This window comes from Streptomyces sp. NPDC041200, from assembly GCF_055591805.1.
Window position 1 is genome coordinate 1 of the sequence record NZ_JBVIZF010000048.1, and the last position, 23,384, is coordinate 23,384.

Annotated in this window: 12 protein-coding genes; 6 read left to right on the forward strand and 6 right to left on the reverse strand. The window is 71.9% G+C overall.

The window, feature by feature from the left end; all coding sequences use genetic code 11:
- Positions 1-8,824: amino acid adenylation domain-containing protein (locus ACZ6CL_RS39370; protein WP_468945507.1), on the forward strand; the 8,824-nt coding region annotated here is incomplete at its 5' end.
- Positions 8,825-8,893: 69 nt separating this feature from the next.
- Here ACZ6CL_RS39370 and ACZ6CL_RS39375 read toward each other — a convergent pair.
- Together ACZ6CL_RS39375 and ACZ6CL_RS39380 are read right to left on the reverse strand one after the other, a co-directional pair.
- Positions 8,894-9,826 carry a D-alanyl-D-alanine carboxypeptidase family protein gene (locus ACZ6CL_RS39375; RefSeq protein ID WP_468945509.1) on the reverse strand — a complete coding sequence of 311 codons (933 nt, stop codon included), beginning with the start codon at positions 9,824-9,826 and terminating at the stop codon, positions 8,894-8,896.
- A 106-nt stretch (positions 9,827-9,932) separates the two neighbouring features.
- Complete coding sequence (locus tag ACZ6CL_RS39380) at positions 9,933-10,370, reverse strand: DUF6234 family protein (RefSeq protein ID WP_468945511.1); 438 nt, start codon at positions 10,368-10,370, stop codon at positions 9,933-9,935.
- Positions 10,371-10,493: 123 nt separating this feature from the next.
- Between ACZ6CL_RS39380 and ACZ6CL_RS39385 the strand changes: the two genes are divergently transcribed.
- Entirely contained in the window at positions 10,494-11,366 is an 873-nt protein-coding gene (locus ACZ6CL_RS39385) for an SAM-dependent methyltransferase (protein WP_468945513.1), read from the forward strand.
- 16 nt (positions 11,367-11,382) lie between these two features.
- Here ACZ6CL_RS39385 and ACZ6CL_RS39390 read toward each other — a convergent pair whose 3' ends face one another.
- Both ACZ6CL_RS39390 and ACZ6CL_RS39395 read right to left on the reverse strand, forming a co-directional pair.
- Positions 11,383-12,252 (reverse strand): MBL fold metallo-hydrolase, encoded by an 870-nt coding sequence (locus tag ACZ6CL_RS39390; RefSeq protein WP_468945515.1) that lies wholly within the window; start codon positions 12,250-12,252, stop codon positions 11,383-11,385.
- A gap of 181 nt (positions 12,253-12,433) precedes the next feature.
- On the reverse strand, positions 12,434-13,006 hold the full coding sequence (locus ACZ6CL_RS39395) for a CGNR zinc finger domain-containing protein (protein WP_468945517.1): 573 nt from the start codon (positions 13,004-13,006) through the stop codon (positions 12,434-12,436).
- An 84-nt stretch (positions 13,007-13,090) separates the two neighbouring features.
- On the opposite strand from ACZ6CL_RS39395, the gene ACZ6CL_RS39400 reads away from it, so the two are divergent.
- Positions 13,091-13,798, forward strand: coding sequence for a haloacid dehalogenase type II (locus ACZ6CL_RS39400; RefSeq protein WP_468945519.1), 708 nt, complete (start codon positions 13,091-13,093; stop codon positions 13,796-13,798).
- Between the two features lie 2 nt (positions 13,799-13,800).
- Here ACZ6CL_RS39400 and ACZ6CL_RS39405 read toward each other — a convergent pair whose 3' ends face one another.
- Complete coding sequence (locus ACZ6CL_RS39405) at positions 13,801-14,793, reverse strand: LacI family DNA-binding transcriptional regulator (RefSeq protein ID WP_468945533.1); 993 nt, start codon at positions 14,791-14,793, stop codon at positions 13,801-13,803.
- A gap of 214 nt (positions 14,794-15,007) precedes the next feature.
- Here ACZ6CL_RS39405 and ACZ6CL_RS39410 point away from each other — a divergent pair, with 214 nt between their 5' ends.
- On the forward strand, positions 15,008-16,474 hold the full coding sequence (locus ACZ6CL_RS39410) for a sugar porter family MFS transporter (protein ID WP_468945520.1): 1,467 nt from the start codon (positions 15,008-15,010) through the stop codon (positions 16,472-16,474).
- An 8-nt stretch (positions 16,475-16,482) separates the two neighbouring features.
- Here the strand turns inward: ACZ6CL_RS39410 and ACZ6CL_RS39415 are convergent, their stop codons facing one another.
- Complete coding sequence (locus ACZ6CL_RS39415) at positions 16,483-18,888, reverse strand: ATP-binding cassette domain-containing protein (protein ID WP_468945523.1); 2,406 nt, start codon at positions 18,886-18,888, stop codon at positions 16,483-16,485.
- Between the two features lie 275 nt (positions 18,889-19,163).
- On the opposite strand from ACZ6CL_RS39415, the gene ACZ6CL_RS39420 reads away from it, so the two are divergent.
- Positions 19,164-20,045: a calcium-binding protein gene (locus ACZ6CL_RS39420; RefSeq protein ID WP_468945526.1), complete on the forward strand. Its 882-nt coding sequence runs from the start codon at positions 19,164-19,166 to the stop codon at positions 20,043-20,045.
- A 381-nt stretch (positions 20,046-20,426) separates the two neighbouring features.
- Complete coding sequence (locus ACZ6CL_RS39425) at positions 20,427-23,210, forward strand: AAA family ATPase (RefSeq protein WP_468945529.1); 2,784 nt, start codon at positions 20,427-20,429, stop codon at positions 23,208-23,210.
- Positions 23,211-23,384 lie beyond the last annotated feature (174 nt).

Here is a 23,384-nt window from a genome sequence, read left to right on the forward strand (position 1 = left end):
CGCCCTGGAGGCCGCGGCCCGGGGCCTCGCGGCCCATCTGCGCGCCCACAGGGAGCTGGCCGAGGGCGACGTGTGCGCCACCGTCAACACCGCCCGCGACCAAGGCCGCCACCGCCTGGCGGTGGTGTCCCGGGGCGGCGACCTGGCCGAACGCCTCGCCGCTCACCCCGCTCCCGCCGTGGTCACCTCCCGGCCCCGGCTGGTGTTCCTGCTGCCCGGCCAGGGCACCGTGCGGCCGGGGGCGGGCCGCGAGCTGTACCGCCGCGCGCCCGCGTTCCGCCACGCGATGGACGAGGCGTCCGCGCTCATCGGCCCGGTGTACGGGCGCACCCTGGCCCAGTGGTGTCTGGACCCCGATGCCACACCGGCCGGTCTGGCCCGTACGGAGGTCGCGCAGCCGCTGCTCGTCGCGTACGGCGTGGCGCTCGCCCGGCAGTTGCGCGCCTGGGGCGTGAGTCCGGACGCGGTGTTCGGGCACAGCGTCGGCGAGATCACCGCCGCGTGTGTGGCCGGGGCGCTCACCCTGGGCGAGGCGGTGCGGTTCGCCGCCGAGCGGGGCCGTCTGATGCGCGATCTGGCCGCCCCGGGTGCGATGGCCGCCGTACGCGGTGGAGAGGACGCCGTCGCGGCGGTGGTGGCCGAATCGGCCGGTGCGCTGTGCGTGGCCGCCGTCAACGCCCCTGATCAGACGGTGATTTCCGGAGCCCCGGACGCGATCGACCGGGCGGTGGCGCGGTTGGCCGCCGAGGGGGTTTCGGCCCGCGTTCTCCCCGTCTCGCACGGCTTCCATTCCCCCGCGATGCTCCCGGTGGCCGACTCGCTCGCCGCCGCGGCCGCCACTCTGGAGCCGCGTCCGCCGTCTGTTCCTCTGCTGAGCACGCTCACCGCCGAGTGGCAGCCGCCCCTTGACCCGGCGCACTGGCGCGAACACGCCCTGCGGCCCGTACGTTTCGGCGCCGCCGTGGAGCGTTTGCTGGACGACGGCTACGACACGTTGATCGAGCTGGGGCCCGGGGCCACCCTGCCGGGGCCGGTCCGGTCCGTCGCGGCGGGACGTGGCGGAACGGGCCCGGCGCCCGAGGTCTTCGCGTCGGCGGCGGCCCCGGGGGCGGGCACCGATGCCGGACAGGCGCTGCTGACGGCCCTGGGGCGGCTGTGGACACGCGGCGTGGACCTGGACCACGCGGCCCTCGGCGCGGGGCGGGCGCGCGTCGCCGTGCCGACGTATCCGTTCCAGCGCCGCCGGTACTGGCCCGAGCCGGTGGCGGCGCCGCTTCTGCACCGCCTCACCTGGTGCGACGCGCCTCCGGCGGCGGAAGAGAACACCCCACGCGCGGTCCGGTTGGCCGGGCCGGACTCGGACCTGGCCCGCGCGCTGGCCCACCGCCTGGAGCGGCGCGGTATCACGGTCCTGCGGGGCGACGCTTCCTCCGCCGAGCCGCCCCCGCCGGTCACCGTGCTGTTCGCCGGACCGGCCACCGACTGTGCGACCGTGGCCGACCTCGACGCCACGACGCACACCGTTCTGTCCTCCGTGTCCGCGCTGCGGGACATGTACGCCCCGATGAGCCGGGACGGCGGCCGTCTGGTGGCGGTGACCGAGGACGTGCACGCCACCGGCGCCGATGGCGAACGGCTCCGCCCGGCCCAGGCGCTGCTGACCGGCCTGACGCTCGCGTTGCCCGAGGAGTACCCCGGCCTCACCGCGTACAGCGTGGACGTGTCCTCGTACGACTCCCTGGACGTCCGGCTCGACGAGCTGGAGCGGGAGGTGCTCGGGCGGCACGCGCCGGGAGACGGCGGCGCGGTGGCGTGGCGGGCGGGCCGCCGCCTGGTCCGTACGGCCGCTGCGGTGGCGGCCGGTCCGCCGCCCTCGTCGCCGCTGCCGCCCGACGGCACGTACCTGATCACCGGCGGTACGGGCGGGATCGGCGCCGCGCTCGCGCGTGACCTGGCGGGGCGTGGCCGACCGACCCTGGTGCTGGTGGGCCGCTCGGCCCGTGCGGCGGACGGCCTGACGGCCGAACTCGGCGCGCTCGGCGCCACCGTGGAGTACCGCGGTGGGGATGTGTCGGCCGAAGCCGATGTCGAGGCTTTGGTGGCCGGTCTGCCGCCGCTGGACGGGGTCTTCCACGCCGCCGGGGTGGTGCGCCCCGGCACGCTGCGGACCAAGTCGCCGGAGGAGATGGCCGAGGTCATGGCCGCCAAGGTGCGCGGCAGCCTGCTGCTGTCCCGCGCCCTGTGGCGGCACGGCCACCGCCCGGCGGTGTGCGTGGCGTTCTCCTCGGTCGCCGCCGTGCTGCCGGGCCTGGCGGGCGCACTGGGTGACTACGCCGCCGCCAACGCCTTCCTGGACGCGTTCGCCGCCGCCGAACGGGCCGCGGGGCGGCCGTGGCAGTCGCTGAACTTCGCGGCGTTAGCCGACACCGGCCTGGCCGCCCGGGGGCCGTCCCGGGCGGCCATCGCGCCCCGGGGCCCCGCAGCACTGACCACCGACGCGGTGCTGTCGGCGCTGCACACGGCTTGCGGTATGGAGGCGGCCCAGTTGGTGGTGGCCGAGCTGGCGGAGAAGTCGGCGACCGGTACGTCGGCAACGGCCCCGTGGCCGTCCGACGCGACGCCCCTCGGCAGCCCTGCCCCCTCCCCGGCGGATCCCGCCAGGACGGCCACCAAGGGGTCGGCCTCCGTCACGTCGGTCACCGCTACGTCCGCAACCGACACGTCCGACCCCGAACCGTCAGACACCGCCACGTCAGCCACCCATGCGCCGACCAGCACCCCGGCGACCACCCCCACACCCGGCACCGACACACCCAAGACCGACACCGCGCCCTCGCCAACGGCAGCCGTCGCAGGGGCGGCCACAGCCGCGCCGCCCACCCCACCCCACGTCGCCGACATCACGCGCCGCCTCCTCGCCGAGGCCCTGCATCGCGCGCCCGGCGATGTCGACGACGACGAGCCGTTCCTCACCATGGGGCTGGACTCGCTCTCCGCCGTGGACCTCGTCCGGCGGCTGGAGGCGGAGACGGGGCGGGCGTTGCCGCCCACGCTGTTCTTCGAGTACCGGACGATCCGCGAGCTGGCCGCCCACCTGACGGAAGACCACGCGAGCGCGCAGCCGCCCGCACACCCGCCGCACCACACCAACAACCGCACGGACGCCTTCGCCTCCGGGGACCCGCGTTCCCTCACCCCCGTACAGCTGGCCTTCCACACCGGCGGCAGGCTGCACCCCGAGGTCGCCGCGTACGCGTACGTGCGCCAGACCATCGGCGGCACCCTCGACACCAGGCTGCTCGGCCGGGCGCTCGCGTTTCTCTCCGACCGCCACCCGATGCTGCGCGTCAGGATCGAGCCCGGCCCCGGCGGTACGGCGCCCACACAGCGCGTGGCGCCGCCCGCACCGCACACCGTCCCCTCCTGGTACGAGGTACGGGACGCCGACGACGGCCCCTTGGCCGACCTGGAGGAGGCGCTGTGCAACCAGCCCTTCGACCTGGCCGCCGAGGCGCCCGTACGCGCCGTACTGGTGCGCGAGCGCCCGGACCTGGCGCACCTGTTGCTCGTTCTGCATCACGCCGCCGCAGACGGATTCAGCGTCAACGTCCTCGGCGAGGAGCTGTGGTCGGCCTACACGGCGCTCGCACACGGACGTACGCCCCAACTACCCTCACCACAGGCCGACTTCGCCGATTACGCCACCGCGCTCGACGCGGAACGGTCCTCCCCGGAGGCCACCGAGGACCGCCGCTACTGGCACGACGTGCTCGCCGACCACACCCGGCCGCTGGACCTGCCCTGGGACAGCGCCCCCGACACGACCCCCGTCGCGCCACTCACCGCACACCAGGTGGCCACCGACCCCGGCCTCACCGCCGCGCTGCGCGCCTGCGCCGCCGCTCACGGCGTCTCACTGTTCCACCTACTGCTGGCCGGGTACGCGCGCTGCCTGGCGCGGTGGAGCGGGCAGCGCGACATCGCGGTCAACGTCGCCCGCGCCCGCCGTGAGCTGCGGCTCGCCGGGCTCGACCGGCTGGTCGGCCCGCTCGCCGACACGCTGCCGCTCCTGGCCACCGTCGACCCGGACGAACCGGTGCCCGCCCTGGCACAGCGGCTGCGCGATATCTGGCTGGACGCCGAGCGGCACGCGCGGCTCACCGGCCTCGACATCGCCCGACTGCTGCCCGCCACGGGGGCGCGGCCGCGCACGCCCTCCCCGGCGGGGTTCAGCTTCGCCCGCTTCCCGGCCGCCACGGACCCCGACTGCCCGGTCACGGTACGCCCGACCGCCGCGCGCACCGCTTCCGCCGCCACGCGCCTGGGGCTGCTGTGCTGGGAGAGCGACGGAGCCCTGCGTTTCTCCTGGAACTTCCCGGCCCGGCTGTTCACCCCGACCACCGTGGAGCGCCTGGCCCGCGAACACCTCGCGGAACTCACCGAACTCACCAACCTCACCGAACTCGCCACACCTGCCGAGCGCGAAGGCATCGTCGAGCGCCTGTGCGCCCGCTTCCGGGAGGCCGCCGACCAGGTGGCGGTGGACACCGGCGAGGCCACCATGACCTACGCGGCACTCGACCAGGCGTCCGCCACGCTCGCCGCCCGTCTCCGCGCCCGCGGCGTCACCTCCGGGGACGTGGTCGGTCTGCTCACCGAGCCGGGGGCCGACACCGTCGTCGGCGTGGTCGGCATCCTGCGAGCTGGGGCCGGGTGGGGGCCGCTGGACGCCGCCCATCCCCCCGCGCGCCTGGCCGACCAACTGCACCGGTCGACGGCCCGGGCCGTGGTGTGCCACGCCGCCACCCGCGCCATGGCCGACGCGTTCGACGAGGTGACGGCGGTCGCCATCGACGATCCATCGCCCGCACCCGCCACCGCACCAGAGCCCGCACCCACCGACCCCGACGCGATCGCCTACACCATCTTCACCTCGGGCTCCACCGGCCGCCCCAAGGCCGTGCCCATCACCCACCGGGCGATGGCGAACTACCTGGACTGGGCCGTGGACACCTTCGGCTACCGGCCGGGCGACCGGCTCGCCCAGACCGCCTCCGTGTGCTTCGACGCGTCCGTACGCCAGCTGCTGGCACCGCTGCTCGTCGGAGCCACCGTGCACACCCTGCCCCGGAACCTCGTCCGCGACCCCGAAGCGCTGCTGGACCGGGTCGTACGGGACCGGATCACCGTGTGGAGTTCGGTGCCGACCCTGTGGGAACGGCTGCTGACGGCCGCCGAGAGCAGGGTGCGGCGCGGTGCGCCCCGGCCCGATCTGTCGGCGCTGCGCTGGATCCACGTCGGCGGGGAGGCGCTGCCCGCTGCCCATGTCCGCCGCTGGTACGACCTGTTCGGGCCCGGCCACCGCATCGCGAACCTGTACGGGCCCACCGAGGCCACCGTCAACGCCACCTGCCACCTCATCGACACCCGCCCCGGAGACGAGGTGCGCCGACTGCCGATCGGCCTCCCCATCTCCGGCACCGAGGTGGCGGTGGTGGGCGAGGACGGGCGCCACTGCGCCCCGGACGAGCCCGGTGAACTGCTCATCGGCGGCACGGGGCTGACACCGGGCTACCTCGGCGACCCGGAGCGGACCGCGGCGGCGTTCACCGAGCGCGACGGTAAGCGCTGGTACCGCAGCGGCGACCGGGTCAGCAGGCGGCCCGATGGCGTACTGGACTTCCTCGGCCGCCTGGACGACCAGGTGAAGGTCCGTGGCCACCGGGTCGAACCGGGGGAGATCGAGTCGGTGCTGCACACCCACCCCGCCGTCGCACAGGCCGCCGTACTGCACCATCAGGGCCGCCTGACCGCCTTCGTGGAGCCCGCGCCGGGCACGCCCCGCCCCGAACCGGCACAGCTCCGTGCCCATCTGCGCGGCACCCTGCCGGACTACATGCTCCCGGCCCGTTTCCGGTACCTCGATGCGCTGCCCCTCACGGGCACCGGCAAGGTGGACCGCCGCCGTCTCGACGCATCGCCTCCGGACGCGGACCCGGACACCGCCACGAACGCGGGCACGGCCGCCGACACCGACACGGCCACCACGACGACACCGGACAAGGCCCCGCCCGCCACGCCGACCGAACGCATCCTGGCCCGCATCTGGTCCGAGGTGCTGGGCGTGGCGCAGGTCAGCCGCGAGGACGACTTCTTCACCCTCGGCGGCGACTCCATCCTCGTCCTGGAGGTGTTCGCCCGGCTGGAGAAGACGGACGACGAGGCACGGCGGAACACCAGCCTGCCCAGGCCGACGGTCATCTACGAACACAGCACGCTCACCGCGCTGGCCACCGCGATCGACGAGGCCACCGGGACCGGCGCGCGACAGACCCCCACCGCTCCCGCCGGAGCGGCAGGGGCAGCCGTCACGCCGTATCCCCTCACCCCCACCCAACGCGGTTTCCTGGTCGCCGAGGCCATCGCACCCGGGTCCGGCTCGGCGTGGCTCGCCCGGCTACGGCTGCGCGGCCCGCTGCGGGCCGATCTCTTCCAGCGCGCGGTCGACACCCTCATCGTCCGCCACCCCATGCTGCGCACCGTCTTCCCGGCGGGCGCCCGCCCGCCCGTGCAGCAGGAACTGCCGCCCGCGCTGCGGCTCCCGGTGGACTTCGAGACGCTGGCGTCCCCCGAGCAACTCGACGAACGGATCGCCGACGAACGCCGTCGCCGTTTCGAACCGTGGGCCTGGCCCCTTCTGCGCCTGCGGGTGCTGACGCTCTCCCCCGACGAGCACACGCTCCTCGTCCACGCCCACCACCTCATCGGCGACGGCTACAGCGCGGCCCTGTTCGGCCGGGAGTCGCTCGCCGTCTACGACCAGCTCGATCGCGGTGAACAGCCACAACTACCGCCGCTGCGCAGCACGTTCCGCGATTACGTCACCCTGCTGCAGGAGTCGGCCCCGGGCCCGGCGGACACCGCCTGGCGGGCCCGCCACGACGCTCCGTACGAGCGGCCCGAACTGCGGCGCCCAGACGCCGTTGGCAGCGGCACGACCGAGAGGGGCTTCACCCTCGACGCCGAGGTGACGGCCGGGCTGCGCCATCTCGCCGCCACCGTCCGCGCCACGCCGTACGCCCCCGTCCTGACGGCCTACTACCGGGCCCTGGCGGATCTCACCGGCCAACGGGACCTCGTCCTCGGGCTCGCGGTCACCGGACGCGACCACGCGCTGCCCGACATCGGCGGGCTGTTCGGCCCGCTGGCCGCCGCCGTGCCGGTGCGCCCGGCCGTGGCGGAAGAGGGCCACACCACGGCCGCCACATCCTTCCGCGACGATCTGCGCCGGATCACCGAGGAGGCCACCGCCGCCCGGACGTACGGCACCAGTGGCGAGCCATCCGGTCGAGGCCATGGTCACGGCCACGGCCTGCCCAGGGTTACCCAGTTCCTCTTCAGCTACCTCGACTTCTCCGCCCTCGGCCCGCCCACCGGCGCGTCCCTGACCCTCGACTGGGATCACCACGACACGGAACTCGCCCCGCCCCCGGTGGGAACCGATGTGTTCCTGGCCGTCCGTCCCGTCGGGGACGGTCTGCGCGTCACCCTGCGGGCCTCGGCCGCCGCCCTCGACACGGCGGCAGCGGACACGTTCGCCCGCGCCCTGCGGGACGAGCTGACCCAGGCCGGGACCGGGGCCGTCGCGCCACGCCCGCGCCGAACGGCGCGTACCTCCCGTGCGGACGCGGGCCGAGCCGACGCGGTCCGAACCGACGCGGACGCCGCGCTCGTCGGCTATCTCCCGTCGCCCGGACACCTGGCGGCGCTCGCCGGGGTACCGGCCACGGCCCTGCCCCGGGAACACCTGCGGGCCCTGCTCTTCCCGGACGGCGGCCCCCGCCTGCTGGAGGAGATCAGTACGCCACTGGGCCGCTCGGCGTTCGTGTCACTCCCGCTGTTCGCCGACGAACTGGCCCCGGGGAACGGGCTCGTCGACCACACCGCTCGCGCCGTCACCCACGCCGCCTCGCTCGGCGCGCGCTGTGTCTCGCTGGCCGGAATGATCCCCGCGTACACCGGCTACGGCTTCGAGGTGATCCGCGCCACCAGCGGGGCGACGACGGTCACCACCGGCCACGCGGCCACCGCCGTGTCCGTGGTCAAGACCGTCCATGCCGCACTCGCGACCGAAGGAACGGACGGACACGACCTCGGGGACCTGACCGTCGCCATGGTCGGACTCGGCTCGATCGGCACCTCGTCCCTCAGCCTGCTGCTCAGCAGTGCCTCGCGGCCGCCCGCCCGCCTGGTGCTGTGCGACCTCGCGGGCAGCGCGCCGCGCCTGCGCGCGCTCGGCGCGGAGCTGCGCGGGAGCGGGCTGGCCGGGCCGGTGGAGACGGCCGAGTCCGCCCCGGACCTGCCCCTGCCCGATGTGGTGTACGAGGCCGACCTGATCGTCACGGCCGTCAGCGGTGGTACGGCCGTCCTCGACGTCGACCGGCTGCGCCCCGGCGCCGTCGTGGTCGACGACTCGTTCCCGCACTGTTTCGACACCGCACGCGCCTTCGACCGGATGCGCCAGTGGCGCGATGTGCTGACGGTCGGGGGTGGGTTGCTCGCGGTCGGCGACACCGAGCGGCACATCGCCGACGACCTGCCACCCGCAGCCGCCTCCGGCTATGCGGCGCAGGCCTGGCTGCCGGGTACGGTCGCCTCCTGTCGGCTCGAATCCCTGCTGCACACCGCCGTGCCCGGCCTGCCGCTGGTCCACGGACTGGTCGACGCCTCCCACGCACACGCCTACTGGGAGGCGGTTGAGGCAGCCGGGGTGAGCGCGGCGCCACTCCATCTGCTCGGCCACACGGTCGGCAACGAGGGCTGAAACACCGGTGCCCCGGCCGGAGACAACCCCGGCCGGGGCACCGCACGCTCGCCCCGAAGGGCTGACGGATCAGTCCCGCTGAGCGTCCTTGGGAAGCTTGCGCCACTTCACCTCGGTGTCGGCGTCGTACGCGAAGTCGAGCATCTTCTGCGCGTCCGGGTAACGGTCCGCGTCGTTGAGGATGACTCCCACGACCGTACGGTCGCCGCGCTTGGCGGCGAACACCAGACAGGGACCCGCAGGGGTGGTGGTCCCGGTCTTGACCCCGATCGCACCCTTGTACGAGCCCAGGAGGCGGTTGGTGTTGTCCCAGGAGTAGTACCGGGTACGGCCGTTGGCCGCCGGTGCCTCCTGCTTGGTGGACACCGACTTGACGACCGTCTCGAAGGTGGAGTTCTCCATCGCCCGCTGCGTCAGCTCCGCCACGTCCCGCGGCGTGGAGTAGTTGTCGCTGTTCGCCGACACACCGTCGAAGGAGTCGTAGTGGGTGTTGGTGAGCCCCAGGTCCTTCGCCTTGGCGTTCATCTTGGAGACGAACGACTTGGTGCGGTCGGCCACGGTGTCGCCGGTGCCGAACGTGTCGGCCAGCGCCATCGCCGCGTCACAGCCCGACGGGAGCATCATCCCGTACAGCAGCTGGTTGACGGTCAGCTTGTCGCCGGTCTGCAGGTCCGCCGTACTGGCTTCCGAGGACGTCACATAGTCCCGGTAGTCCTGCTTGACGGTGATCTGCTTGTTGAGATCCACGTCCTTGGTCTCGAGTACCACGAGCGCGGCCATGATCTTCGTAGTGCTCGCCATCGGACGCTTGGTGTCGGCGTCCTTGGCCATCAGCTCCTCGTCGGAACCAGTGTCGAGCAGGTACGCGCCCTTGGCGCTGACCTCCGGTGGTTCGGTCGAGGCCTGAGCTACCGCCACCGGGACCACGATCGACACGGCCACCGTGGACGCGACCGCCGCCACCTTCCAGCGACGGGTCACGGTTCCACGACGTTTATGCATTCGCCCTCCGTTTCAGTTGTAGATCGTTTCGGAGGCCGCATCGTCTCACTGTGTGCAGCGCGAACGTACTTCGGGGCACCCCGCGTGCGAAGGTCTAGGGGATCAACTAGCCACCACTGTGGGCGCACTCCGCGTCGTCGCCTCCGCTGCGACACTGCCCGTACGTGCCGGAGTACCCGGAGCCGGGCGCGGGTTCGGGGTGCGCGGCGCGGTAATCCGCGGACCACGCCAGGATGGTGGCCCCCACGAGCGCCAGCGTCACCAGGCACTGAGCTGTCCCGGTGAGCGGGAACCGCCCCCGGACCAGGCCGAACGCGGTCAGCCCGACGATGACGGTGACGATCCCCAGCCCGATGGCCGGGCCCATGCCCCACTTAGCTTCCTCGCCGTCCGCGGTATCGCGCCATGCCGCGAGCCCCGCGCTCAGGACGGCGCCGAACACCACGGCGGCGTCCAGCGCCAGCACGAGCACCGCGAGCAAGAGATCGGCGAGCCAGGGGATTCCCCGGTCCGCGGGAGCATGGGGTCGCGCGGGCGATGTCATACGCGCGACCCTCCTCCCATGGGAGCGCTCCCGCATGAGTACGCGTACCTAGACGCACTCACGACCACATACCCTACGCAGGACCGCAACTTCCGCTCCTGTCCTGGTTCGAGGAGAGTACCGATGCCCGCCGATGGCCAGACCCCGCAGACACTCGGCTTCGCTCCCGAGCAGATCAACACGGGTCGGCCGCATCCCGCCCGGATGTACGACTACTACCTCGGCGGCAAGGACCACTATGCGGTCGACGCGGAGGCGGCCGAAGAGGTGCTGCGCCGTACGCCGCAGGTGCGGGACAGTACGCGGGGGAACCGGGCGTGGATGCACCGGGCGGTGCGGTACCTGGCGGAGACTGCGGGGGTGCGGCAATTCCTCGACCTGGGCACGGGGGTGCCCACCTCGCCGAATCCGCACGAGGTGGCGCAGCGGGCGGATCCGGCCTGCCGGGTGCTCTACATGGACAACGACCCCATCGTGCTGGCACACGCCAGGGCGCTGCTGACGTCCGGGCCGACGGGCCGCGTGGCCTATCGGCACGGGGATCTGCACCAGCCCGCCACGGTGCTCGGCGAGGCGCGCGCGGCGGACGTCTTCGACTGGGACCGGCCCATCGCGCTGATCCTCTCCGCGGTCATGCACTTCGTCCCCGACGAGGCGGACCCGGCCGCCCTCCTCCGCACGTACTGCGACGCGCTGCCGGACGGCAGCTACCTGGCGCTGTCCCACGCGACCGGCGACTACTCCCCCACCACGTCCGCCGGGGCCGCCGTTTACGCCGAGCGCAACGTGGCCGCGCCCATGGTGCTGCGCGACCACGCCGCCGTCCTCCGGCTGTTCGACGGGACACGTCCGGTGGAGCCCGGAGTGGTACGGCTGCCGGAGTGGCATCCCGAACTCGGCCCGGCGCCACGCCCGGAGTCCGGGCTGGGCTACGACCCGGCGCGGGTGTGGGCCTACGCCGGGGTCGCCAGGATCCGGCCCCGAGGGCTCTCCTGACGGACCCCCGCGCACCTCACCAGCGGACAGCGGTGAAGTCGACCGGCCGGGGCCGTAGCAGTCGTGTGCGTTCTGCCAGGTCCCGCAGCCGCCGGGACATCTGGTCGGCGGTGAGGCGGTGGCGGTCACCGTGGCCCGGCAGGATCCATTCGCATCGCAGCCGTCCGGCGACCCTGACCAGGGAGCGGGCCAGTTCCTCGATGGAGTACCAGGTCACGCTGTCCGCAACCTCCAGATCACCGGTCGTGCGTGACCAGTAGAAGCTGTCGCCGCTGAAGCAGTACCGGCCGTCGGCGAGGTAGAGCACACTGCCCCGGGTGTGGCCGGGCAGCGGATGGGCGGTGACCCCCTCGCCGATCTCCTGGGGTTCGACCCCCCGGATCACCTGGTCCGCGTCCGGCGCCGCGTCGAGGTCGCCCTCGTGAATCCATAACCGGGCGCCGAAATGGTCCGCGTAGCGGCGGCCGTGTGCGGCGTGATCGCGGTGGGTGAGCAGCACATCGGTGACCGGGCCCGACTCCCCGTACCGCGCGGCGAGTTCACGGCTCCAGCGAGGTGTGTCGATCATCATGACCGTGCCGGACGGCCGTAGGAGCAGGTAGGAGTTGGCCCCGGCGGTGTGCGGGGAGTTGTGCCCGCAGATCATGACGCCGTCGTCCAGGGCCATCGGAAAGGGGTCCAGCGTCGGGTCCACCCGCCCGGACGCCGGGCGGATCGAGCGGGTGGGGCAGGCGAACACGGCGGCATGGAGGAGCCGCGTCTCCGCCGCGTCCTTCGGTGCCCGCAGGATCTGCGACTTTCCTTCGATCTCGCCGATCAGCCCGGGCGCGAGCTGGCGGGCCACATCGCAGTTCGTACAACGGTCGTCCACATACCAACCGTCCATAACAGGGCTCCTTCCGGGGGAATCAGAGGAGGAACGGCCCGGACCGGGGCCGCCCCTTCAGGGGTATCCCATCCGGTGAGGGAATCGGTAGGCCCTGCCGATCTGGTATTTCGGCCCCCGGGCCACTCTCACGGCCTGACCGAGCGAGGGATATTTGTCAGACTTTGGGCGAATATCGCCGTCAGATGGCTTCCCCGGGCCCGCGGCCATCAGCCGTGGCCGCAGCCCGTTTGCGGGCTCGATAGGCCGCGGCCTTGACGCGGTTGCCGCATGCGTCCATCCCGCACCAGGTGCGCCGGGCACCGCGTGAGCGGTCGAGGTAGATGCGCGTGCAGTCGCCGCGACCGCACTCCTTGAGGCAGGCGTGGGGATCGGCGAGCACGGCGATGGCGCTTCTGGCCAGGTGGGCGAGCACGGCCGGGAGATCTCCTGACATCCGCAGCCCCGCGTCGCTGAGTTCGATCGTGGGCACCGGCCCGGCGGCCATGTCGTTGACGATGCCCAGACCGCTCGGATCGAAGGGCCGATCGAGCACGCGATCGAGAGCAAGCCGGTAGATCGCCTCGCGCAGGGACAGCGCGGATTCGAAGGCTGCGACGTCGGCGGTGACCCGGTCGGGGAGCGCGTCGCACTGGGTCACCCAGCGTTCGAGATCTGCGGGCGCGGCCAGGACGTCGACGGGCGTGCCCCGACGAGACAGCACGGTACCGGCCAGATCGAGGGCTGGGCTGCCGCTCACGTACGCGAAATCCACGTCACCATCTTGACCGGTGACGAAGCTGGTGGCAAGGTCGTCACCTACTGAGCCGGTGACGCCGGGACGACCACGGGAGTACGCATGGCCGAGATCCGCAACATCGAGGTCGTCGTCTTCGACGTCCTCGGAACACTGGTCGACGAACCCGGCGGACTTCGAGCGGCGATCAGCGAGGCGGTATCCCCACCCGACCATGCGGCTGTCGACGATGCGTCCGTCGACGCGCTGCTCACCGTGTGGCAGCAGCATGTCGAGCGCGAGCAGCAACGCATCGCGCAAGGGCTGCGCGCGTACGTCAACACCGAGACCATCGACGCAGAGGCCGCCCAAAGGGTTGCCGACCATGCCGGACTCACGAATCCGGCAACCATCGCCCGACTGGCCAAGGCAGAGCAGCACTTGCCTCCCTGGGACGATTCCACCGCCGGCCTCGAACGGCTCGCACAGCACTTCCCCGTGCTCGGGCTCTCCAACGCGAGCCGCACCGCCCTGCTGCGGCTCAACGCCCATGCCGGGCTGCGCTGGCACCAAGCCCTGTCCGCCGAAGCCGTCTCGGCCTACAAGCCGGCGCCGGAGGTCTATGGGCTCGCCCTCGACACCGCCGGATGCGCACCGGAACGCGTACTCATGGTGGCCGCCCACGCCTGGGACCTCCGCGGGGCCCAGGCGACGGGCATGCGGACCGCCCACGTCCGGCGACCGGTCGGAGATCCGCCGACCGGCTCCGATGTGTTCGACGGGCGGTTCAACGGGTTGGACGAACTGGTCACCGCGCTGACAGCGAAATAGCTCTACGGCCGGGGTGGCGCGCTGGTGTCCCGCACCACCAGCTTCGGGTCCAGCACCGCTTCCCGTGGCTCCGGCGCGCCACCGTCCAGCCGCTCCACGGCGAACCGCACGGCGTACTGAGCCATGCGCACGGCGTCCTGACGGACCGTCGTCAACCCGACCGGCATGACGTGCGACAGGTGGCTGTCGTCGTAGCCCACCACGGACACCTCGCCGGGGACATCGGCGCCCGCCCGCGTCAGGGTCATCAACAGCCCCATCGCGCAACGGTCGTTGCCCGCGAGCACCGCGGTCGGCAGCGGGTGGCCGCGCTCGCGCTCGGCCATGAGCAGGTGCCCCGCCTCGATGCCCGACTCCTCCGTATGGGCACCGGGGATCACCCGCGCGGTGGACTCCAGCCCATGGCGGCGCATCGCGGCGCGGTAGGCGCGGCGGCGCTCCGCCGAGCCCGGCCCCCGGCCGCCGTCGATGTGCACGATGTGCCGGTGGCCGAGTGCCACCAGGTGGTCCATGGCCTGGCGGACCCCTTTGCCCTCCGAGCTGCGGACGCTGTCGACCCGGGCGCCCGGTACGCGGCGGCCGACCGAGATGGCGACCGTACGCCGCCCCAGCGCGTCCAGGTCCGCCGTCGGCGCGTCCGGGCCGAGCAGGATCACCGCTTCGCAGCGGTGGCTGATCAGGGATTCGACCGCATGGGACTCACCGCGGCCCGGGGTGGTCGCGGCGAGCAGGACGTCGTAGCCGAGCCGCTCGGCCTCGGGGTAGACGCCCGTCACGAGGTCGGCGTGGAACGCGTTGTGGAGGGTGAGCATCACGCCGAGGGTGCGGCTGCGGCCGCGGGCGAGGAGCCGGGCCGCGCTGTCGGGGCGGTAGCCGATCTCATCGGCGACGCGCAGGACCCGCTCGCGGGTCTCCTGGCTCGCCCCCGGCTGGTCGCGGAAGACGATCGAGACCAGGGCCCTGGACACCCCCGCCTTCGCGGCGACGTCCGCCATCGTGGGGCGCTGCTTGCCTGTTCCATCCACCGCTGAACCCACTCTCCCCCACGGTCCGTGTGTCACGTCTGTTTCCCGCTCACCTCGGTCGGCGCACCCGAAAACTTACGGCAACCGTCTATTGACATGACATTTGGACAAGGGACATCGTACTCCTACTAGAGCGCGCTAGTAGAGCGCGGCAGCCGTCACCCCGTTCGGCAAAGGACTGACCATGGACGTCAGGGACGACGCAGCAGCACGCCCCACCCCCACGACAGAACCCGCCGCAGGACCCGCCGAGGGACCCACCCCACACGACGATGACGCGCCGACGGCGGTGACCCGGCGGCTGAGGGTCATCACGATCATCGCCACCTTCGGCGGGCTCCTCTTCGGCTACGACACCGGTGTCATCAACGGTGCCCTGCCCTATATGACCGACGACCTGGGCCTGACCCCCGTCACCGAGGGCATGGTCACCAGCTCGCTGCTGCTGGGCGCGGCGCTGGGCGCGGTCACCGGAGGACGGCTCTCGGACGCGCGGGGGCGACGGCGCAACATCCTGCTGCTGGCCGTGGTGTTCTTCCTGGCCACGCTCGGCTGTACGCTCGCCCCGAACACCGAGACCATGATCGTGGCACGCTTCGCGCTCGGCCTCGCGGTCGGCGGCGCCTCGGTGACCGTGCCGGTCTATCTCGCGGAGGTCTCACCCGCCGAGCGGCGGGGCGCACTGGTCACCCGCAATGAACTCATGATCGTCAGCGGCCAGTTGCTCGCCTTCACCTCCAACGCGGTCATCGCGCGGGTGGGCGGCGAGTCCGGTGGCGTCTGGCGCTGGATGCTGGTCATCGCGACCGTCCCGGCCGTGGTGCTGTGGTTCGGCATGCTGGTGATGCCGGAGAGCCCGCGGTGGCTGGCCTCCCAGGGCCGTTTCAACGAGGCCTTCGGAGTGCTCCAGCAGATCAGGTCACGGCAGCGGGCCGAGGCCGAGCTGAGCGAGGTGTCCGGGCTCGCCGTCAAGGACGAGCAGGAGAAGCTCGGCGGCTGGCAGGACATGAAGGCCACCCCGTGGATGCGCAAGCTGATGTTCGTGGGTTTCGGCATCGCGATCGTCCAGCAGATCACCGGCGTCAACACGATCATGTACTACGGGACGCAGATCCTCACCGACGCCGGTTTCACCTCGGACAGCGCGCTCACCGCGAACATCGCCAACGGTGTGATCTCGGTCCTCGCCACCTTCGTCGGCATCTGGCTGCTCGGCCGGGTCAATCGCCGCCCCATGCTGATGACCGGCCAGCTCGGCACGACCACCGCCCTGCTGCTCATCGGGGTGTTCTCGCTCGTCCTGCCCGAGGGCACGGCCCGCGCCTTCGCCGTGCTGGCCATGACGGTGACCTTCCTCGCCTTCCAGCAGGGCGCGATCTCGCCGGTCACCTGGCTGATGCTCTCCGAGATCTTCCCGACGCGCATGCGCGGGTTCGGGATGGGCATCGCGGCCGTGGTGCTGTGGCTGACCAACTTCGCGATCGGACTGGTCTTCCCGTCGCTGGTGTCCGCGCTGGGAATCTCCAACACCTTCTTCCTCTTCGTGGCGGCGGGCGTCCTGTCCCTCGCGTTCGTGAAGGCTTACGTCCCCGAGACCCGGGGACGCACCCTCGAAGTACTCGAAGCGGAGCTGCGCACCCGCTTCTCGTGATGTCCCGGTCAGCCGCCGACGTAGGCCGCCAGGTGTTCGCCGGTGAGGGTGGAGCGGGCGGCGACGAGGTCGGCGGGGGTGCCCTCGAAGACGATCCGGCCGCCGTCGTGTCCCGCGCCGGGGCCGAGGTCGATGATCCAGTCGGCGTGCGCCATCACCGCCTGGTGGTGCTCGATGACGATGACCGACTTGCCGGAGTCCACCAGCCCGTCGAGCAGGCCGAGCAGGTGCTCGACATCGGCGAGGTGCAGACCGGTGGTCGGCTCGTCGAGGACGTAGACACCGCCCTTGTCGGCCATGTGCGTGGCCAGCTTGAGCCGCTGCCGCTCACCGCCGGACAGCGTGGTGAGCGGCTGGCCCAGGCTGAGGTAGCCGAGCCCGACGTCGGCGAGGCGGCCGAGGATGCGGTGCGCGGCGGGCGTACGGGCCTCTCCCGCGCCGAAGAACTCTTCGGCCTCGGCCACCGACATGGCGAGCACCTCGCTGATGTCGCGGCCGCCGAGGTGGTGGTCCAGGACCGACGCCTGGAACCGTTTCCCCTCGCACTCCTCGCAGGTGGTGGAGACACCGGCCATCATCGCCAGGTCGGTGAAGATGACACCGGCGCCGTTGCAGTGCGGGCAGGCGCCCTCGGAGTTGGCGCTGAACAGCGCGGGCTTCACGCCGTTGGCCTTGGCGAACGCCTTGCGGATCGGTTCGAGCAGACCGGTGTACGTCGCCGGGTTGCTGCGCCGCGAGCCACGGATGGTGCTCTGGTCGATCGCCACCACTCCCTCGTCGGCGGCCTTCGGACCGGCCACCAGTGAGCCGTGCAGGAGCGAACTCTTGCCGGAACCCGCCACCCCGGTGACGGCGACCAGCACCCCGAGCGGGATGTCGACGTCGACGTCCCGCAGGTTGTGTGCGTTCGCGCCCCGGATCGGCAGGGTGCCGGTGGGTTTCCGTACCGTCTCCTTGAGAGCGGCCCGGTCGTCGAAGTGGCGGCCGGTGATGGTGCCACCGGTCCGCAGCCCCTCGACGGTGCCCTCGAAGCAGACGCTGCCGCCCGCCGTACCCGCGCCGGGTCCGAGGTCCACGACATGGTCGGCGATGGCGATCGTCTCCGGCTTGTGCTCCACGACGAGCACCGTGTTGCCCTTGTCCCGCAGCCGCAGCAGCAGGTTGTTCATCCGCTGGATGTCATGGGGGTGCAGCCCGATGGTGGGCTCGTCGAAGACGTAGGTGACATCGGTGAGCGAGGAGCCGAGGTGGCGGATCATCTTGACGCGCTGCGCCTCGCCGCCCGACAGCGTGCCCGACGGCCGGTCGAGCGAGAGATAGCCGAGGCCGATCTCGCCGAACGATTCGAGGGTGTGCCGCAGCGCGGTGAGCAGTGGCGCCACCGATGGCTCGGCCAGGCCGCCCACCCAGGCGGCCAGGTCGCTGATCTGCATCGCGCACGCGTCGGCGATGTTGATTCCGCCGATCCGCGACGACCGGGCCCCTTCGCTCAGCCGGGTGCCGTCGCAGTCGGGGCACGCGGTGAAGGTGACCGCCCGGTCCACGAACGCCCGGATGTGCGGCTGCATCGCCTCCCGGTCCTTGGAGAGGAACGACTTCTGGATCTTGGGGATCAGCCCCTCGTAGGTGAGGTTGACGCCGTTGACCTTCACCTTGGTCGGCTCGCCGTGGAGGAAGGCCCGCATCTCCTTCTCGGTGTAGTCGCGGATCGGCTTGTCCGGGTCGAGGAAGCCCGACTGGGCGTAGAGCCCCACGGTCCACACGTTGTCCGACTTCCAGCCGGGGATGGTGAACGCGCCCTCGGCGATGGACTTGGAGTCGTCGTAGAGCTGGGTGAGGTCGATGTCGGAGACCGTGCCCCGGCCCTCGCAACGCGGGCACATGCCGCCGGTGCGGCTGAAGGTCGCCTTCACCGCCTTGTTGTTGCCGCGCTCCACGGTGATCGCGCCGCTCGCCCGGACCGAGGGGACGTTGAAGGCGAACGCGCCGGGCGGACCGATGTGCGGCTGGCCGAGGCGGCTGAAGAGGATGCGCAGCATCGCGTTGGCGTCGGTGGCGGTGCCGACCGTGGAGCGCGGGTCGGCGCCCAGCCGCTGCTGGTCGACGATGATCGCGGTGGTCAGCCCGTCGAGCACGTCGACCTCGGGCCGTGCGAGCGTCGGCATGAAGCCCTGCACGAAGGTGCTGTACGTCTCGTTGATCATCCGCTGGGACTCGGCGGCGATCGTGTCGAACACCAGCGAGCTCTTGCCCGAGCCGGAGACGCCGGTGAACACCGTCAGCCGGCGCTTGGGGATCTCGATGCTGACGTCCTTGAGGTTGTTCTCGCGCGCGCCGTGCACACGGATCAGATCGTGGCTGTCGGCGATGTGCGGGGCAGTCGACGGCAAGTCCGTCCTCATGATCGTGCTCATCGTGTCTCCTCCGTGGCGCGGGCCGCCTCATGATGCGCTGGAGTCACGTTAGCCGTGGAGGGGCGGCCGCGCTTCTCCATCTCTGACCGGCCTCTGATCGTTCCGGCCAGCCGCCCCGGGGTTGCCTTCCGGGGCCCTTCAGGAGAACTCCGGGAAGCCCCTCGGTGACATGTTCGCCCCAGGCAACTGAAGTGGTGTGTCCGGGGCAACCCGCTCCCCTGGCGCCCTGTCTACGCGGGTGATCAACCGCCACTTATCCGAAGGATCACTTCCGCATGGCTCAGCGCAGAATCCTCACCGCCACCGCCACCGCCACCGCCACCGCCGCGCTCGCCGTCGCCTTAAGCGGCGCCGTGCTCGGGGCGCCCGCCGCCCACGCGGACACCGCGGACACCGCCGCCACGGCGGCCCAGACCACCCTCACCCATGAGGACGGCGTGCTCTCGTACCTGGCCGCCGCCGGACAGACGAACAAGGTGACGGTCTCCACGGAGAACATCGACGCCGACCCGTCCGAGTTCGGGACCGACTTCCTCATCACCTTCCGCGACCAGGCCGGTATGGGCATCGACCCGTCGGCGGCGCAGTGGGACGCCTGCACGTACCCCTCGGCGGCCGATCACACCGTCGTGCGGTGCGTCACACCCGAGCCCCTGGGCTCCGACGACTCGACCACCTTCGAGCTGTTCCTGGGCGACAGGAACGACACCGCGACGGTCGACGGCAAGGCCGGTACGATCGCCGCGATCCGCGGCGGCGCGGGCGACGATGTCCTCAAGGGCACCGGGCAGAACTCGTTCCTGGGCGAGGGCGGCGACGACCGCGTCGACGGCGGCAACGGCCTGGGCGTCTTCGGCGGCGAGGGCGACGACACGATCACCGGCGCCTGCTCGTACGCCTGCCGCGGCGAGGCCGGGAACGACACCCTCACCGGAACCGGCGAGGCCGACAACCTGTACGGCGACGACGGGAACGACATCCTGCGCGCCGGGGCCGACAACGACTTCGTATACGGCGGCAAGGGCAACGACACGCTGTACGGCGAAGACGGCAACGACACGATGTACGGCAACACCGGCGACGACACGCTGTACGGCGGCAAGGGCACGGACACGCTCTCCGGCGGCGCCGGCCGGAACAAGGTGTACCAGGACTGACGGCTGAGCCATCGCCCAAGGCCGCGGCGGAACCCGCCGCGGCCTTCGCCATGTCCGGGACTATGGCTTCTGGTCTCCATGCGTGACAGGTGTCTACAACAAAATACCCTGTTTCTGTACTGCTTTGGCATTTCCAAGATCCGCGCGCGACACGCGCGGGGAAAACATCGCTCCACAAGGAGCTGACCGGGCGTTTCCCCCAGAAACTGCGGGGTTCCAGGACTAAGTTTTCCCTAGGAATACGGCCAAGGGGTGTTCAGCGGCGTCGCGCCGAATATCCTACCGCCCGGATAGTGACCGAATGCAGGTCACGAACTTCCAGCATTGACGAGTCCGTTCCGTTTCCGGGCTTGCTGGGAAACGGAACCGGCTTCGTGATCAATGACGCCGACAGGGGGAAGCTCAGCAGTGTTGGTGGAACGAAGAAAATTACTGGAACAGCTCGATGATCTCCTGACACAGTCCGCGCGGGGCCGGGGGGCCATCGCCGCGGTCAGCGGTTCGACGGCGATGGGCAAGACCACGGTGCTCAACGCGCTGGCGGAACGGGCCACCGCGGCGGGCGGCACGGTGCTCGGTGTGGTGAGTTCACCCCACGAGCGCGAGGTCCCGTACAGCGCCCTCGCCCAGCTCTTCCACGCGATCGACGCGCGTTCCGTCCCGCCGGTGGCCGGGGACGACGCGCTGGCCGCCGCGCAACGCACGTACCAGATCATCGCCGGACTGGCGGCCCAGCGTCCGCTGCTGATCACGGTGGACGACATCCAGCACACCGACACGTCCAGCCTCTCCTGCCTGCGCTACGTGGCGCAGCGCCTGACCCGGCTCCGCCTCGCACTGGTGTTCACGCGCGGTGTCACCGTCGAGGAGCAGCCGCCGCGTATCCTGCACGACCTGCTGTACCGGACGAGCGTGCGCCGTTTCCATCTGGGGCCGCTGTCGCGGGCGGGCGTCAGGGAGCTGGCACCGTCCCTGCCCTCGGACCGGCTCATCACCGAGATCCACACCCTGAGCGGCGGCAATCCGCTGCTCGCGCAGGCGCTCATCGAGGAACACCGGCTGCGCGCCACGCCCGAATCGGCGGGCGGCGGGGGTCCGTCGGAGGGCGAGGGGCCCGCGCCGCTCCCCGAGGGAGGGATATCGATCGGGCCCGTCTTCCATCAGGCGGTCCTCGCGTACCTGCACCGGATCGGCCCGCGCGCGGTGCTGCTCGCCCGGTGTGTCGCGATGTTGGACGAGGCGGCCACGCCCCTGCTGCTGAGCCGGTTGAGCGGCATCGACACCGAACTGCTCAAACGCTACCTCCGGTTGCTCACCGGCATCGGTGTGCTGAGCGGTGCGCGGCTGCGGCACGGGGGCGTACGGCAGGCGGTCCTCGGCGAGATGCCGCACGACGAGGCGACGGCGCTGCGGTATCGCGCCGCCCGCCTGCTGTACGATAGCGGGGCGCCGCCCCAGGCGGTCGCCGTGCAGCTGCTCGGCGCCGGTCCGCTGCACGAGGACTGGGTGCTGGGTGTATTGCGGGAGGCCGCCTGCCAGGCCCTGGACGACGGTGATGTCCAGCGGGGCATCCGGTGTCTGGAGCTGGCCCGCGAATGCTGCTCGGACGAGGCGCAGCGCCTTTCGGTGAAGTCGCAGTACGCGTGCGGCCAGTGGCAGTTGCGCCCCGCCGACTCGGCGCCGCACTTCCTCGCACTCAAGGCGCCCATCCTGGAAGGAAAACTGACGGGCGACGACGCGCTGTGGGCCGCCGAGGGCATGCTGTTCCACCTCAGCTTCGACGACGCCCTGATGACCGTGGAGCATCTCAACGACGGCGACGAGGAGATGGCGACCGCGCTGCACGGCACCCGGATGCTCATGGCCTCGGAGGTGCCGGGTGTGCTCGACCGGCTGAGCCGTCCGCTCCCCGCCACCGCGGCCCCGGCCATGTCCCACTCCGAGCTGCGCGCCCGGCACGCTCTCGCGCTGGTCCTGGAGCGGGGGGCCGACGAGTACGCCATCGCCCTGGCACAGCAGGTTTTCCAGGCCAGCCCGAACGCGGTGACCTCGCAGCTCAGCAGCCTGCCGAAGGCGCTTCTCGCGCTGTGCTACGCGGACCAGCTGGACGCCGCGGCCCGATGGCACGATCATCTGGCGGGCGACGCGGGGCGCCATGACGCCCCGGCGTGGCGGGCGCAGATCGCCTGCGTCGGCGCTCTCGTCTCGCTGCGGCGCGGACGGCTGGCGGACGCCGTGCGCCAGGCGGAGACGGCGTACGCCCGGCTGTCCGGGCCGAGGTGGAACGTCAGCAGCGCGCTGGCGCTGGCCATACTGATCGAGGCGCACACGGCGATGGGCGATCACCAGGCGGCGGCCGGGTATCTGGCGCCGGAGCCGCCGCCCGAGCTGTTCCTCACCCGCGCCGGGCTGCACTATCTGTACGCGCGCGGCCGCCACCATCTCGCCACCGGCAACACGTATCTGGCGCTGTCCGACTTCCAGGGGTGCGGCAGCCTGATGCGCCGCTGGAACGTCGACACGCCCACCGTGGCGCCGTGGCGGCTGGGCGAGGCGGAGGCGTGGCTGCGGCTGGGCGACCGGGAGCGGGCGGCCCGGCTCGTCGAGAAGCAGCTCGCGAGGCCGGACACCGGGCTCAGCCGGTCACGCGGGATGGCCCTGCACGGTCTGGCCCTGGTCCAGCCCACCGCACAGCAACCCGCCGTCCTGCGGGACGCGTTCCGCCTGCTGGAGATGAGTGGCGCACGGTACGAGGCGGCCGCCGTGCTGGCCGATCTGAGCCGCGCGTACCAGCAGCTGGGGGACAAGCGGGCGCGGCCGACCGCGCGGCGGGCGTGGCGGCTCGCCAAGAGCTGCCAGGCGGAGCCCCTGTGCCAGGCGCTGCTTCCCACGTCCACGCCACGGAGCATCGGCACCCGCGGGAGCGCGGAGCCCCGTGGTGAGGACCGTGCCGACCAGGACAGCTTCGGCGGGCTCAGCGAGTCGGAGCGGCGCGTCGCCATGCTGGCCGCCCAGGGGTACGCGAACCGCGAGATCGCCGACAAGCTGTTCATCACCGTCAGCACCGTGGAACAGCATCTGACCCGTGTGTACCGCAAGATGGGCATCAGAAACCGCGAACAGTTGTTGCAGGGGGCCCACACCGTCAGCTACGAGTCCGCCTGACCTCTTCCGCCGCGCCTCCGGCCGGAGCGCGCGTCCGCCCGTCCCGTCGCCCGACGGGGCGGGCGGCCGTGCGTTCCGGCCCGCCGCCGCTGCCTGAGTGGGCTCCGACGGGGCTCTCCTAGGGGGCTCTACGGGTAGCTAGGGGCGAGTGGCGGCGCCGAGGATCGTCCCTCA

Excerpts from the sequence above, each read along its gene's own strand:
- ACZ6CL_RS39375 (WP_468945509.1), bottom strand. The coding sequence starts at position 9,826 with ATGCATAAACGTCGTGGAACCGTGACCCGTCGCTGGAAGGTGGCGGCG.
- ACZ6CL_RS39380 (WP_468945511.1), bottom strand. The coding sequence starts at position 10,370 with ATGACATCGCCCGCGCGACCCCATGCTCCCGCGGACCGGGGAATCCCC.
- ACZ6CL_RS39385 (WP_468945513.1), top strand. The coding sequence starts at position 10,494 with ATGCCCGCCGATGGCCAGACCCCGCAGACACTCGGCTTCGCTCCCGAG.
- ACZ6CL_RS39390 (WP_468945515.1), bottom strand. The coding sequence starts at position 12,252 with ATGGACGGTTGGTATGTGGACGACCGTTGTACGAACTGCGATGTGGCC.
- ACZ6CL_RS39400 (WP_468945519.1), top strand. The coding sequence starts at position 13,091 with ATGGCCGAGATCCGCAACATCGAGGTCGTCGTCTTCGACGTCCTCGGA.
- ACZ6CL_RS39405 (WP_468945533.1), bottom strand. The coding sequence starts at position 14,793 with ATGGCGGACGTCGCCGCGAAGGCGGGGGTGTCCAGGGCCCTGGTCTCG.
- ACZ6CL_RS39410 (WP_468945520.1), top strand. The coding sequence starts at position 15,008 with ATGGACGTCAGGGACGACGCAGCAGCACGCCCCACCCCCACGACAGAA.
- ACZ6CL_RS39415 (WP_468945523.1), bottom strand. The coding sequence starts at position 18,888 with ATGAGCACGATCATGAGGACGGACTTGCCGTCGACTGCCCCGCACATC.
- ACZ6CL_RS39420 (WP_468945526.1), top strand. The coding sequence starts at position 19,164 with ATGGCTCAGCGCAGAATCCTCACCGCCACCGCCACCGCCACCGCCACC.
- ACZ6CL_RS39425 (WP_468945529.1), top strand. The coding sequence starts at position 20,427 with ATGACGCCGACAGGGGGAAGCTCAGCAGTGTTGGTGGAACGAAGAAAA.